Source organism: Coraliomargarita sinensis (genome assembly GCF_003185655.1).
Taxonomy (GTDB): Bacteria; Verrucomicrobiota; Verrucomicrobiia; order Opitutales; family Coraliomargaritaceae; genus Coraliomargarita_B; species Coraliomargarita_B sinensis.
This window is the reverse complement of sequence record NZ_QHJQ01000007.1, coordinates 170,001-183,071: the sequence shown is the minus strand read 5'-3', so window position 1 is coordinate 183,071 and position 13,071 is coordinate 170,001. Positions and strand designations below refer to the sequence as shown.

The following is a 13,071-nucleotide window of genomic DNA, read 5'->3' as shown; positions in this document are numbered from 1 at the left end:
TTACATGCCAAATACTGATTTGAAGAAGGAACAGCCTGTGCCGGTCGTGTGGATTATCTGGTTCGCTATCCTGCAGGGGGCGCTTGTAATTCAATGGGTCATTGGCGAAGGCATACCGGAAGGCGAGAATGCCGCCGAGTCGATGGATGCCTGGCTTTGGTTGATCGTTTTCATTCCAATCATTCTGGCTATCGCAATCCGTTGGTTGATCATTCCAAAGCTTGATAAGCTAGAAGCGAAAATGACCGCCATGATTGCCGGTCTCGCGCTGGCGGAAGCGCCTATCATGCTCAGCCTCTTCCTGATGTTGCCCGACTATCCACAGAATCAGATCGCGGTTCTCATGGTTGGCGTGGTGGCAATTTTTCAGTTTGCTCCGTTCTATGCGAAGCGGAATGCGGGTGGAGTGAGTCGTTCCGAGCGAAGCGACAAGACCGGGCTTTGAGCTAGCCAAAGAGAACCGGATCACCCTCGTCTCAACCTTGGGAAGGTCACATAATAGCCGTTATTCGACACCCGCAGAATGAAATTTACAACTCCCCGATCATGGTCGAGGGGTCGACCCATTCGTCGAACTGTTCCTCGGTCAGGAGTTCCAATGCGAGGGCGGCTTCCTTGAGCGAAGTATTCTCAGCGTGGGCCTTCTTGGCGATCTTGGCGGCGTTGTCGTAGCCGATGTGGGTGTTGAGTGCGGTGACGAGCATGAGCGAGTTGCGCAGGTGCTCGTCGATACGGGCCTGGTTGGGCTCGATGCCGACGGCGCAGTTGTCGTTGAAGGCCTGGCAGGCATCGCCGAGGAGCGTTGCCGACTGGAGGAGTGCATTGACCATGACGGGCTTGTACACGTTGAGCTCGAAATGTCCATTGGCCCCGCCGAAAGTGACGGTGGTGTCGTTCCCCATGACCTGGCAGCAGACCATGGTCAGGGCCTCCACTTGAGTCGGGTTGACCTTGCCGGGCATGATGGAGGAGCCGGGTTCGTTGGCGGGGATGATCAATTCTCCGATACCCGAGCGCGGGCCGGAAGCCAGCAGGCGGATATCGTTGGCGATCTTGTTCAGGCTGACGGCGAGCTGCTTGAGCGCGCCGTGTGACTCGACGATGGCGTCGTGCGCGGCCAGCGATTCGAACTTGTTTTCGGCCGTGACGAAGGGGTGGCCGGTGAGTTCGGCGATCTTCTCCGCGACTTTAACGGCGTAGCCCTTCGGGGTGTTCAAACCGGTGCCGACGGCGGTGCCGCCGAGCGCCAGCTCGGTCAGGTGGGGCAGGGTGTTCTTGAGAGCTTTGAGTCCATGGTCGAGCTGGGAGACGTAGCCGGAGAACTCCTGACCCAAAGTGAGCGGGGTGGCATCCATCCAGTGGGTGCGGCCGATCTTGACCACGTCTTTCATCGCTTTCGACTTGGCTTCCAGGGTGTCGCGAAGCGTGGTGATCTTGGGAATAGTATCCTCGACCAGCTTCTTGTAAGCCGCGATGTGCATGGCGGTCGGGAAGGTGTCGTTGGAGGACTGCGATTTGTTGACGTCGTCGTTCGGGTGGATGGTGCGCTCCCCCTCGCCAAGCTTCTTGCCCTCGATGACGTGGCATCGGTTGGCCACGACTTCATTGCAGTTCATGTTGCTCTGCGTGCCGGAACCGGTTTGCCAGACCACGAGCGGAAAATTGTCGTCAAGTTCGCCGGAGATGATGTCGTCACAGGCCTGGGCGATGAGCTTGGCTTTTTCTTCCGGCAGCACGCCAAGATCCTGATTGGTCAGGGCGGCGGCTTTCTTGAGGTAGCCGAAGGCGTGGACGATCTCGATGGGCATGGAGCCCGCCGGGCCAATAGGGAAATTTTGAATCGAGCGCTGGGTCTGGGCGCCCCAGAGTTTTTCGGCAGGCACTTCGACGGTGCCCATGGTGTCTTTTTCAATGCGTGTGCTCATGGAATCAGAAGTTAGAAGAAAGAAGTTGGAAGTGAGAAGCTATTTTGACCGTAAAGATTTTCTAATGTTGGATAATTGTCGAATTTGCAACGCTTATGCAACTGGGCAATTTGTTTTTTACAGCAACCTGCCCGATGCGTGAGTAAGCTACAAGCCTCTACGCTCGAGATCGAAACAACAAAAAGGCCGGTGCCTGCTTTCGCAAACACCGGCCTCAATACTAACTAGGACAAACAATAATTGCTTTGTAAACGTCGCTTCCTGTTCTAGAAGCGGCCGCTGATTGAGAGCCGCGCGTTGATCGGGGCGCCAACCGTAGCTTGGTGGGTGCTGTGAGCGCTGGGGAAGTAAAGCTCGTCGAGGAGGTTCTCGATGTTGAGCTGCAGGCGCAGATTCTCGGTCAGTTGGTAGTAAGCCGCTGCATCGACACGAACGTAGCTGGGCAGTTCCGCTCTCGGGCCGGACAAGGGCAGGTCGTCCGGATCGACATTGGAGATGTAGCTTTCGTCCTGGTAGGTGGCCCCAAGCCCCAAGCCGAGCTTCTCGGTCAGCTGGTAGCGGTTCCAGATAGAGAAGGTGTGCTCAGGGATCTCACGCGGATCGAATCCGTTGGTATCTTCGCCCTCCATGTAGCTATAGCCTGCGGAGATGAACCAGTCGTCCGTAATATAGCCACTGATTTGCGCTTCAAAGCCTTGCACATCGATTTCTTCAACACTGCCGCCGCTTTCGCCATCGCTACGTGCGGCATCCTGTTGGATTTCGAAGACAGCAGCGGTAAAGCTCAGCCCTTCGGCGAAGTCCCATTTGACGCCGGCTTCCAGATTGGAAAATTCGTCAGGATCCAGCCCCTCATCGCCCAAGTTGGCGAACTGCTCGCCGCTTTGCGGGAGAAAGGTTTCGCTGTAGCTGGCGTAAACGGAGATGTTTTCCTGTGGCTTGTATACCAGGCCGAGGCGCGGGGTGACTTCTTCGTCTCTTTGCGAACCACTGGTGCCGTTTTCCACATCCACGACATCGATGTCGAAGCTGTCGTAGCGGAGGCCGAGTACAACTTGGAGTTCTTCCAGAAGCTGGATTTCATCCTGGAGGAAGAAGGAATAAACGGAGAGGTCTGATTGCGTGGCATCGTTACGGTCGGTAAACGGTCCTGCATCGAGGCCACCGGCGTTGAAACCGGTGCCGGGGGCATCGCGGCCGCTGATGGAGAAATCGGCAGTGTCTTCTGTGCCGGGGCCCGGATCAAAGTCGGGATTAAAACGATCCTGGTCGGAGGAGGTGTCGATAAACTCACCGCCGAAAATGAGGGTGTGCTCGATGTCGCCGGTTTCGAATTCGCCGATGAGATTGCCGGAGAGGATGAAGTTGTCCCGCTCGGTTTGGTCGACATAGCCGTCGAGGGTCACTACATCCGGTGTGGCGATTTCATCATAATCGGCGGCGTAGAAGTTGGCGTAGTATTTGTCATAGGTGCCGTAAGAAGCCGTCAGATTGCCCTTGAGGACATCCGAAAAACGGTGCTGTAGGAGCGCGCGGAACACGTGTGCCTCCAGCGTAGATTCGTTGTGGTCGGGGTCACCGAAAACGATGTCTTCAAAATCGTCCACAGGCTCGCCGTCAGCCCCGGTGGGAACGCCGCGATCGATGAAGCGCTCGTGGTCCATGTATTCATAGGAGACGTCCAGGGTGGTGTCTTCCGTGAATTGGAATCGGAAAGTCGGGGTCACGCCAAAGCGTTCGCCGTCAAAAAACTCGCGGTGGTTGTCGAGGTGCTCGTAGAATGCGTTGATGCGGAATGCGGATTTTTCGTCGATCCCGATGTTGCTGTCCCACTGTCCGTCGAAGGCCCCAAAGGAGTCCACCCCGAAGGTGAAAGCATTAAAGTCATCCCCGATCTCCCCCTTTTTCATCACTCGGTTTAGCACGCCGCCAGCGCCGCCACGGCCAAAGAAGAGGGCATTCGGGCCGCGGAGAATCTCGACCTGCTCAACATTGTAAAGCGGGCGGTAGTATTGCACATCGTCGCGAACCCCATCGACAAAGAAGTCGGCCGTGGAGCGAACCCCACGGAACACCACGGCATCACGATGGCCTTCGCCCATCGACATGTTCACGCCGGGCGTGTAGGTGACAATGTCGCCGATACTGTCGAAACCGCGTTGCGAAATCGTTTCGCTATCGGTGATCGACAGGCTCTGCGGGACATTGATGATCGGCGTGGGTGTTTTCAGCGCGTTGATCTGGTCCGTGTAAAGTTCGGTGCCCTTGGCTACGTAGCCGGGTAGGTCAACGACGTCTTTTTCAGCGCTGTCCGAAGATTCGGCAGCAGTATCCGCAAACGTGGCGGGACCGCTCAGTGCCATCAAAAAAGCCGCCGTGCTCAATAGCCGGGGCGAATAGGTCTCTTTATTTTTATAGCTCATTTCTGTTTCTTGATTTCCCTTTTTTTAATCGGGACTGAGTCTCAATAGCTATAAAAAGCACTCGTCAAGTATTTTTAGAGAATGAATCTCAATTTCATGAAATTTCTGCGGATTTGGAGTCATCTTTGGGAGGATGCAGGTGATGCGAGCGCAGACAATTCAGCTTACTGGACACCAGTAAAAGGGACGCGTGGAAAAGCCATGCATCATAGTTAGGGATGGATTCTCGAATGCTTAGAACCGATGAGATCGCTTCCCGGTCACCAGCTTACTGGTGACGACTCCAGTAAATACTGGCATTCGCAAGCGAATGCCTCTACGCCAGAGTCAGCCCCGCTCGTAGAAAACCATGGTCGGCTTATCTTTACCAGCTTTTCCCAAGCGGCGTTTCGCAGCCCACCCGGGCAAATTAATTTCCAGGTTTCCCGGCATTTCGATGCAGGCCAGACCATCCGGCGTGAGGATTTCGGCAATGTGCTGTACAAAAATTCCGGGGATACTTTCTTCGATCATGGCGTAAGGCGGATCCATGAAAACAATTTCAAAGGGTCCTAAGTTCTTGGAAACCCTATCAACCTTTTGTGCCAGCACATGCCAGTCGCTCGGCTTCGTGCCACAGCTCTTCAATGCCGCTGCCAGGTTCTTCTTCAAGCAAGCCACCACTTCCCGGCTATTCTCGACGAAGCAACCACTGGCGGCCCCACGGCTCATTGCTTCGAGTCCATAGGCCCCGGTGCCGGCGAAGAGGTCGGCGACGCGTGCGCCTTCGATGCGCGAACCGAGCGAGGAGAATACTGCTTCGCGCAGCTGATCGGTGGCCGGGCGGGTGTCACGGCCTTTCGGGGCGGTTAAGGGAATGCCGCGTGCGGCGCCTCCGGTAATACGCATATTGCAAGTGTGGGTGAGCGTATAAAGGGAACCTTTATCGAACCGCATTCCAGACGCGGATCAATGATTCCACCAGGGCAGGTAGTTCGCCGAGCGGGATCTGGCTCGCGGCATCGGAGATGGCCTTTTCCGGATCGGGATGGGTTTCGAGAAAGACGCCGTCGGCTCCGGCGGCGAGCGCCGCCCGGGCGAGTGCCGGCACGTATTCGCGTTGTCCGCCGCTGACACCGCCGGCCGCCCCGGGCAATTGCACGCTATGGGTGGCATCGATAATGGTGGGGTGGCCATTGGCAGCCATGATGGAGAAACTGCGCATGTCGACGACCAGATTCTGATAGCCGAAGGTGGTGCCTCGATCGGTCTGCCAGATTTCTTTCGCGCCAGCTTCTTCAAGTTTGTTGGTGACAAACTCCATTTCGTAGGGGGAGAGGAATTGGCCTTTTTTCACATTGATGGCACAACCGGTCGCGGCGGCAGCCACAAGCAGGTCGGTCTGCCGGCAAAGGAACGCCGGTACTTGAAGCGCATCGACAACGGCCCCCACCGCCGCGCATTGTTCGGGCAGATGAATGTCGGTGATGGTTTTAAAACCGTATTCGTTCTTGATGGTCTGAAAAATCTCCAGCCCTTCATCCAGGCCGGTGCCCCGGTTGCTCTTTATCGAAGTGCGGTTGGCTTTATCGAAGGAACCTTTGAAGAGGATATTCAATTCGGGGTGCTTTTCTTGCAGGTCCGCGAGCGCGTCGGCGACCGGACGGCAGGTGTCGAGACTTTCCAGCGAGCAGGGGCCCGCCAGGAGCAAGAGTTTTTCAGAATCGTAAATCATGGTTCTAATAAAGTTTAGCTTCAGCCTCTCGCCAAGCCGTAATACCGCGTGATATTCTGCTTTTCCCCTCGAGCCAAATGCTTTTGTTTCGGGGTGTCGTGTTACGTTGTTGCCTCTACCTCTTAATCATCTGCCTGCTTCCCGCTTACGCCCTGGGAAATGAGTTACTGGATTATTTGAAAGCGTACGAGGGGCGTTGGGTTGGGCAGTTCTCAATTCATTCGACGGCAAATGGTTACACGGAGAGCTTCCCGGTGGAACAGCGCTATTGGTGGGATGGGGATGTCTTGTACGGTTTGGCGGTTTCACAGCGCGACAGCGGGCTGGCAGTGGCCAGCTCAAAAACATGGTTGGATGGCAAAAAGCTGATGACCGAGATTAAACAGGGTGATTCCAAAGAATCATTTTACGGGGTGCTGCATGATGGCGCATTGCTGTGGTTGCCCACGGACATGCAGCGCGCAAACGATTACCAGATGCGCGAGTTTATTGTCCCGAAGGACGGAAAGACCAAGATGGCCGTCGAAGGATTCGACACCTATGTCTATGTCGACGGTTTGGCGCACATTATCATCAAGGGTGAGCTGACCTTGCAGAGTGATTCGGAAGAAGGCCCGCCCTGAGCTTACTTAATTTCGATTTCGCGGGCGAGCTCCTCCTGCAGGGCGGGCTCGAGTTCGGCATTGATCACCCAGTTGAGGGCGGCCTCCGGTTTGGTTCGGGCCCAGGATTGAACCGATTTCTTCAATTGCTGCATTCGCCTATTCGGGTCGGAAATCGTGTCCGCCCATGCCGCGGCGGCATCGGGCTCAAACCGGCGGATCGAGTCAGAGAAGCCGACAATGGCGGCGTCACGTTCCGGACCAAGGGGTTGCTCGCTCAGCCAGGTGGAGGCAGCGATGGAGTCAGTCTCGGTCCAGACGGCCATAAGACTTTTTGTATGTTCCACTGAGTAGAAAGGGTCGCCTTTTTGAAAATTCTTCAGCCATTCGGCCGTTCCTGAAGGGTCGCTCTTTGCTTTGGCTTCCACAAGTTTGTCGAAATATCCGGGGTCAGCGTCGCTGGAGCCCGGGGGAGTCAGCTGTCGGACAAATGTTTCGGCTTCATCGGGAGCAATGCGGGCGTATTTCTCGATGACCTTGTCCAAGACTTGTTCATTTCCGTTTGCGGCGGCATCCTGTTGCGCCCAGGCTGCGGCGCTTGCCGGATCGGACTCCATCCATGAAAGCGTCAGCGAACTGGCCGCTTCTTCGCGGATAGGGCCATCGGGCAAAGCATCGAGCCACTGGGTCGCGGCTGCCGGGTTGGTTTGCACCCAGGTGGAGGCGAGTGATTTGGCCGCGGAAATCTTACTCTGGTCGTTGGCCATTCCGTCGATCCAGCCGGCGGCCGCCTCCGGGTCGCGTTGGGCCCAGAGTTCGACTCCGCTGTTCAGGGTTTCGAGGCGGGCGAGGCCCTGGGCATTCGATTCCAGCCAGAGTAGTGCCGACTCGGAATCCCGCGCCGCCCAAAGGGCCACCACCTCGAGCATGCCGCGCAAACGTTCCTCACCGACGCTTTGTTCCTGTAACCATTGCATGGCTGCTTCGGGATCTTTGTTGGCACGTTCGCGTGCTTCACGGATAAAAGGATCCAGTGTTTCTGTGCCGGTATGATCATTAGCCGAAGCGGCTAGCTTCTCGGCCGGTTTGGGTGCGGCGATGGCGCGCTTGCGAACCGGCTCTACTTCCTCCTCGTTTCTATCTGCGGTATGACTTGTCTCCTGCGCTGAGCTTCGAATCTGCTCCCAGGCCGCGTAGAGATTTTTCGCTTCGTCACGGACCGCTGGCCAATGGGGCTGCAAAGCCAGCAGGGCCAGTAGGAGAATGACGATGAGGTAGAAGGTTTTGCTGAGCTTGCTCACAGGCGCTTATTCCAATCCGAAAAAAGACTTTGTATTTGCCGTCGCCCGGGCGGCAAGCTCCTGCGTGTCGATTGCCAGGGCTTCAGCGCAGCGCTCGCCGATATGGGGCAGGTAGGCCGGTTCGTTCGGTTTGCCCCGATGCGGTTCCGGGGTGAGGTAGGGGCAGTCAGTTTCCAGCATGAAGCGGTCGACCCCCTGCGCGCGGACCGCCTCACGCACGTCTTGGGCGCTCTTGTAAGTCGCAATCCCGGTAAAGGAGGCCCGCCCGCCCCGCGCATTGATTTGGCGAACCTCTTCGGGGCCGTAGGAAAAACAATGAAAGACGATGCGTTCCCATTCGACACCCGATTCGTCGATTAATCGCACGGACTCTTCGAAGCAATTACGGCTATGGATGATGACCGGGCAATCGAGTTCGGTCGCGAGCAGGAGCTGCTGTCGGAAGGCGGCTTCCTGTTCGAGGATAACTTCGCCAGCTTGAACCGGATCCTTCGGCAAATGAAAATAATCGAGCCCGATCTCGCCGAGTGCCACTGGTGCCTGTGGCGGCATGAAGAAGGATGAAATTTGGCCGACGGCTTCTTCCCAGCCTTCCTCGACGTGGCAGGGATGTAACCCGACGGTGTAGTCGATCACTCCGGGGTGTGCGGCATGAATCTCACGGTAGGGAACCCAGTCTTCCTGGGAGGTGCCTACGGTGATAAAGCGCTGAACGCCCGCTTCTTTTGCCCGCGTCAGGGCGTCGTCGAGTTCGTTTTTCTTCTGAAATCCGAGTAGGTGGCAGTGGCTGTCGATCCATTCCATAGGTCAACACGCTGTTGGAATTAAGGACTCTGGAAAGGGAAAATTGAAGCGTGCTGGTCCGGACTGCGACCATGAAGAGAAGGCAAAACAAATAAAAGGCACTGCTGAAAACTTCTTTTAGGGAAAGCAGGGTGACTCGCCCTGCAATGTTGTGCGGCGCGAGACGCACCGTACTCCCGGTTTCCGGGAGTGCCTTCAATCAAGCTACAGACTCCTCGCGGGTCGGGCCGTTGAGTAAGATCCAGATGAGTATCAGGCAGCCCCAGTAAGTCAGGCTGCCCACAATCTCGTGCATCAGCATATAATGGTCCATCAGGTAGGGAGCCAGGAGCACGATGATGACAATACGCAGGATATTGAAGACGAATCCTATGATGAGTCCGACAATGATATTGAGTGCGCTGTCGAAAATGCCCAGGCGCCGATACAGGGCGAGCAAGAGGGCGATCAGCAAGCTCGTTAATATGACGCCGAAACCATTGCATTCGGAGGCGACGTGGAAGGGATGCTGTTCCACCAACAGGATCAGTTTGGGCGGGCTGCCTTCCGCGCCCACAAGCCCAAGTTCCACGCTCTTTCCCAGGAATTCGAGTGCCGAGCCACTCCAGCTCCCGGCAAGTCCACGCAGCGGCCAGTCCAGAGGCTGCACAAAAACACTTAGCAAAAGAAAGGCGCAGAATGTGCCTGCCGTGGTTCGGGTAATCCGGCTCGTGCCTTCTCCGAAGACGAAACGAATAAAGGCAGCCAGTCCGGCGCAGTAAGCTGGAATAACCAGCAGGGAAACAAGTCCCTGCCATGTATCCGGCGCGAAGCGATTGGCAACAGATTGTGCAATGAGCAGAATAAAGCTTAATATGAGCGCACGTTGAGCAGAGGGATTCAGGCAGAGCGTATCCCGGATTTCGATGCGGCCGTACCGGACCAGCATGACGGTGGCCAGGCCGAGCACGATGAGTGCGTGAAAAAGCCGGCTCTGCTCCTGGGTGCTGGAGGTAAACCAGAGTGTCACCGGCCAGAAGGTGAGCCCGAACAAGAAAAAGACGCCGAGTTGTATCCAGAATTCCGCGGAATTCTTTTTCTTCAGGAAGCTGTTAAGAAGTTGTTGGCGGACCGGCATAAGGGTGGAGGTCAGTTAAACTGATAGTTGGTATTATTAAACAACTGTGTTGTTCCGGATGCGGTTGCGGCCGGTATTCTTCTCCGGCTTTTGGAATAATTACATTCAGTCGTCATACTGCGGACCTTGAGTCCGGCGCAGGTCCCTGTCGCTACTGAACAAGCTTACTCAATCCATTGAGGTCGGACCGGAAGTTACCCAGGTTTTTCCCGTCAAGCTCACAGACGATGAGCGACGGGATACCGCGGACCCCGTGCTTGAACTGCTCTTTGAAGTCGCCAACTTCCTTGAACTCAAGTTGCGGCCAGGGCATTTTTTTGGAAGCGGCATAGCCTTCCATTGCATCCTCGTTTCCATCCGAACTGATGAGGACCAGTTCAAAGTTGTCGTTCTTGTTTTTCTCGTACCACTCTACCAGTTCAGGTGTGTAGCGCTGGCAAGGGCCGCACCAGGACGCGGTGTAGTAAAAGACGTAATATTTTTCAGGGCGGGTCGCATCTTTGCAGCGCTTGAGTCGTTTACCATCCAGCCGAACAAGGTTTCCGAGCAGCACATCATCAAAAACACTCGGGGTGCCCGCTCCTTCGTCCGCTTCAGAATTCGAAGCGGATGCTTCCGTTTTTAGCTCTTTCTTTTGCCAGGCCACAACCTGCTCTTTTGAAGAGGGTTTGAGGTCGGCGATCGGAAAATCGATTTGCTTGCCCGCCCGGTTTTCCAAGCGAACGCTCTGTGCGTTAACGTCGACGATTTTGGCTTCGAAAGTACGCCCGATAATATCGTCCCACTTTAAGTACACTTCCGCATCAATCTGAAAAGGCAGGAACGCAAGCAGGCAAAGTGTCAGGAGCGGCCGCATGAACTTTTTAAAGGTAATCAAAAATATTTTCATTCAAAAACAAGTATGATGGCGTTGATGAGGAAAGTAAATAGTAACGTTAAAGAGGTTAGCAGGATGGGCGGTGTTATGTTATCACCCGCTGTCTCTACTTAATCTTGGATTTAATGTCCGTAGCGCGCGTGCATCGCCGCGAGGGGGAAGTTTTTGCCGGGGCAGATGGTCTGCTCGCCTTTCAGCTCCCTGTGCCCGGCGAATCGGTGTGCTTTGGGCAGGACGCCGCCTCGCAGCCAGTCCATGAGCTGCGTAAACGCTTCCAGCTGTCGACGGCTGGGGTGGGTCTTCTCGAAGTTGCCGACGAGGCAGATGCCGATTGCAGTCAGATTGATGTGATAGCTTTTCACGTGGCCGCCCAGTAGTTGCTTGCGCCAGCGCGGGCCGATTTCGATTTCGCCGTCGCCTGAGTCGATGCCATTCCCGATGACAAAGTGATAAGCCAGTCCGTTCTGCATTCCACGCCGGCGGTGGGCGGAATCGTAAACGCTGGCGTTGCCATGCTTGATCCCGCTGTGATGCACGACGATCCGCTTCCAATTGTCCCTTCGGACGCTGATCCGTGCGGTGACTGCCCTGACATTCACCAGATAGTCGTTGCCACTGGTGTGGTTGGAGGAGATCACCAGCTTTTGACCAATCCGAATTACATCGCTGTTCAGGGAGTTATCCCTTTTGATTTGCGCGACCGTGATGCCGTATTGGATCGCGATCCCGCTCAGCGTATCCCCGGCCTGAACGATATGATAACTTGGAGGGGCGGGTTTGCTGCTGCCGGTCCCTGGAATACTCAAACGCTGCCCGACTCGGATCAAATCGCCCGACACCTTATTGGCACGGCGTAGTTCCGAGGTTGAAATGCCATAGCGCTTGGAGATCCCCGTGAGTGTGTCGCCGGCCTGCACCACATGGACCGAATCTGACGCCGCAAAAAGCGAGCCAGCCAAAGCGGGGCTGAACACTCCTGTCAGAAGCGCGTTCCTAGTGAATCTGCGACGAACTTGGTCCATTTTTGCTTATGACATGCAGCTTGCATGTTTTGTGCCCTCTGTAAAGAAATGGGACCCGCAGGTTCGTAAAATTCACGCACAGCTTTTATAAAATCCCTACCACATTATGGATGCCCTCCGACATTTTCCGCTTGGTGCCCGTTTCCCGGATAGCCCGCATGCTGTTGTCAGCAGTCTACCGACCATGGCCGACGTGCGTGGTTATGAGGAAAAGGAACCGCGCGTTATCGATGCGCTCAGGTCCGGGTATCCGCGTTTTGTCGTGCATGAATTCGTGCAGCGGTTGATCGATTTTTACTTGCAGCAGGAGAGCTTGTCCAGCCGCACCGCAGTGCTGGTGCCCAGTCGGCGGTCCGCAGATGATCTGCTTGGCTGGCTTGGTCGAGGCTTTTCCAAGCTGGAGGTCGATCCTTCTGTATATCTGATTTTTTGTGATGCCTCCGAGGGGCAGCGTGCGCATGAGCTGCAAAAGTTCGTCCAGCATACCGGCTGTGGGATCTCCTCCCGGCAGGCGGAGGACTTGCTGATGCAGCACGGCGTCATGGATGCACGTTTTGAAGAGGAGACCTTGTCGGGTAATGCACAGGTAGCGGTGGATCGGGAGCTTGCCGGGTTGATCGGGTGCCGCGAATCAGACGTGTTGGTTTGTTCCTCCGGGATGAATGCATTTTACGCAGGGTTTCGTGCCGTGCAGGAGTTCAACCAGAGCAGGGGGCGCACAGCATGGGTACAGCTTGGATGGCTGTATTTGGACTCAGGCAAAATTCTGGAACAGTTCCTCGAGGATGGAGAAACGCTCGAATGTATTTATGACGTGCGTGATGCCGATGAAGTGTTCAAAAGAATCGAGTCATTGGGTGATTCGCTCGGAACGGTTGTTGTCGAGTATCCGTCCAATCCCCTGATTCAGGCCTGCGACTTGCGGCGTATCGCCGAACTCGTACATCGGCTGGGTGGTGTCATGATGGTGGACCCGACGATTGCCTCGGTCTACAATGTGGACGTGCTTCCACATGCCGACCTGCTGGTCAGCAGTCTCACGAAATATGCCTCGATCGAGGGCGATATCATGATCGGTGCTCTGGCGGTGAATCCGGATTCCGCGTTCTATGGAGACCTGGTGTTGCGGACGTCGAGTTTTTACATGCCGCCCTACAAACGTGATCTGTCGCGCCTGGCTTATGAGATGTCACGCGCGCCGGAGATCATTGCGCGAATGAATGAGAATGCGGCCCGGCTTTGTGGGTTCCTCCGTAAGCATCCCGCGATCAAGAAGGTTTTTGCCG

At 55.7% G+C, this 13,071-nt stretch carries 12 protein-coding genes (1 of these 12 cut by a window edge); 3 read left to right on the top strand and 9 right to left on the bottom strand.

Going from position 1 to position 13,071, the window contains the following annotated elements:
- The first annotated feature begins 4 nt into the window (after window positions 1-4).
- A complete protein-coding gene (locus DDZ13_RS10905; protein WP_110131484.1) occupies window positions 5-445 on the top strand; it encodes a hypothetical protein in 441 nt (146 codons plus the stop codon).
- An 85-nt stretch (window positions 446-530) separates the two neighbouring features.
- Here the strand turns inward: DDZ13_RS10905 and fumC are convergent, their stop codons facing one another.
- The 4 genes from fumC to kdsA form a co-directional block, all read right to left on the bottom strand.
- Window positions 531-1,925 carry a class II fumarate hydratase gene (gene fumC / locus DDZ13_RS10900; protein WP_110131483.1) on the bottom strand — a complete coding sequence of 465 codons (1,395 nt, stop codon included), beginning with the start codon at window positions 1,923-1,925 and terminating at the stop codon, window positions 531-533.
- 266 nt (window positions 1,926-2,191) lie between these two features.
- Window positions 2,192-4,348, bottom strand: a complete 2,157-nt coding sequence (locus tag DDZ13_RS10895) for a TonB-dependent receptor (RefSeq protein WP_110131482.1) — start codon at window positions 4,346-4,348, stop codon at window positions 2,192-2,194.
- Window positions 4,349-4,675: 327 nt separating this feature from the next.
- Complete coding sequence (locus DDZ13_RS10890; RefSeq protein WP_233246145.1) at window positions 4,676-5,284, bottom strand: RsmD family RNA methyltransferase; 609 nt, start codon at window positions 5,282-5,284, stop codon at window positions 4,676-4,678.
- Window positions 5,271-6,062 (bottom strand): 3-deoxy-8-phosphooctulonate synthase, encoded by a 792-nt coding sequence (gene kdsA / locus DDZ13_RS10885; protein WP_110131481.1) that lies wholly within the window; start codon window positions 6,060-6,062, stop codon window positions 5,271-5,273. Before kdsA ends, DDZ13_RS10890 begins: the two co-directional genes overlap by 14 nt.
- A 98-nt stretch (window positions 6,063-6,160) precedes the next feature.
- Between kdsA and DDZ13_RS10880 the strand changes: the two genes are divergently transcribed.
- Window positions 6,161-6,685: a hypothetical protein gene (locus tag DDZ13_RS10880; RefSeq protein WP_146209342.1), complete on the top strand. Its 525-nt coding sequence runs from the start codon at window positions 6,161-6,163 to the stop codon at window positions 6,683-6,685.
- A gap of 2 nt (window positions 6,686-6,687) precedes the next feature.
- Here DDZ13_RS10880 and DDZ13_RS10875 read toward each other — a convergent pair whose 3' ends face one another.
- The 5 genes from DDZ13_RS10875 to DDZ13_RS10855 all read right to left on the bottom strand — a co-directional run bounded on the left by DDZ13_RS10875 (window position 6,688) and on the right by DDZ13_RS10855 (window position 11,785).
- Complete coding sequence (locus DDZ13_RS10875) at window positions 6,688-7,965, bottom strand: hypothetical protein (protein ID WP_110131479.1); 1,278 nt, start codon at window positions 7,963-7,965, stop codon at window positions 6,688-6,690.
- A gap of 6 nt (window positions 7,966-7,971) precedes the next feature.
- Window positions 7,972-8,769, bottom strand: coding sequence for a TatD family hydrolase (locus DDZ13_RS10870; protein WP_110131478.1), 798 nt, complete (start codon window positions 8,767-8,769; stop codon window positions 7,972-7,974).
- Window positions 8,770-8,968: 199 nt separating this feature from the next.
- A complete protein-coding gene (locus DDZ13_RS10865; RefSeq protein WP_110131477.1) occupies window positions 8,969-9,886 on the bottom strand; it encodes an archaeosortase/exosortase family protein in 918 nt (305 codons plus the stop codon).
- A 151-nt stretch (window positions 9,887-10,037) separates the two neighbouring features.
- Window positions 10,038-10,775, bottom strand: a complete 738-nt coding sequence (locus DDZ13_RS10860) for a thioredoxin-like domain-containing protein (protein ID WP_110131476.1) — start codon at window positions 10,773-10,775, stop codon at window positions 10,038-10,040.
- Between the two features lie 110 nt (window positions 10,776-10,885).
- Entirely contained in the window at window positions 10,886-11,785 is a 900-nt protein-coding gene (locus DDZ13_RS10855) for a LysM peptidoglycan-binding domain-containing protein (protein ID WP_110131475.1), read from the bottom strand.
- A 106-nt stretch (window positions 11,786-11,891) separates the two neighbouring features.
- On the opposite strand from DDZ13_RS10855, the gene DDZ13_RS10850 reads away from it, so the two are divergent.
- A protein-coding gene (locus tag DDZ13_RS10850; RefSeq protein WP_110131474.1) for a PLP-dependent transferase crosses the window boundary here: on the top strand, window positions 11,892-13,071 show its 5' portion. It continues 323 nt past the right edge of the window; the window shows 1,180 of its 1,503 coding nt (coding positions 1-1,180); it begins with the start codon at window positions 11,892-11,894; its stop codon lies beyond the right edge, outside the window.

What these genes read in the sequence shown, in the direction of transcription:
- DDZ13_RS10905 (WP_110131484.1), top strand. Translation starts at nt 5, where the DNA reads ATGCCAAATACTGATTTGAAGAAGGAACAGCCTGTGCCGGTCGTGTGG.
- fumC (WP_110131483.1), bottom strand. Translation starts at nt 1,925, where the DNA reads ATGAGCACACGCATTGAAAAAGACACCATGGGCACCGTCGAAGTGCCT.
- DDZ13_RS10895 (WP_110131482.1), bottom strand. Translation starts at nt 4,348, where the DNA reads ATGAGCTATAAAAATAAAGAGACCTATTCGCCCCGGCTATTGAGCACG.
- DDZ13_RS10890 (WP_233246145.1), bottom strand. Translation starts at nt 5,284, where the DNA reads ATGCGGTTCGATAAAGGTTCCCTTTATACGCTCACCCACACTTGCAAT.
- kdsA (WP_110131481.1), bottom strand. Translation starts at nt 6,062, where the DNA reads ATGATTTACGATTCTGAAAAACTCTTGCTCCTGGCGGGCCCCTGCTCG.
- DDZ13_RS10870 (WP_110131478.1), bottom strand. Translation starts at nt 8,769, where the DNA reads ATGGAATGGATCGACAGCCACTGCCACCTACTCGGATTTCAGAAGAAA.
- DDZ13_RS10865 (WP_110131477.1), bottom strand. Translation starts at nt 9,886, where the DNA reads ATGCCGGTCCGCCAACAACTTCTTAACAGCTTCCTGAAGAAAAAGAAT.
- DDZ13_RS10860 (WP_110131476.1), bottom strand. Translation starts at nt 10,775, where the DNA reads ATGAAAATATTTTTGATTACCTTTAAAAAGTTCATGCGGCCGCTCCTG.
- DDZ13_RS10855 (WP_110131475.1), bottom strand. Translation starts at nt 11,785, where the DNA reads ATGGACCAAGTTCGTCGCAGATTCACTAGGAACGCGCTTCTGACAGGA.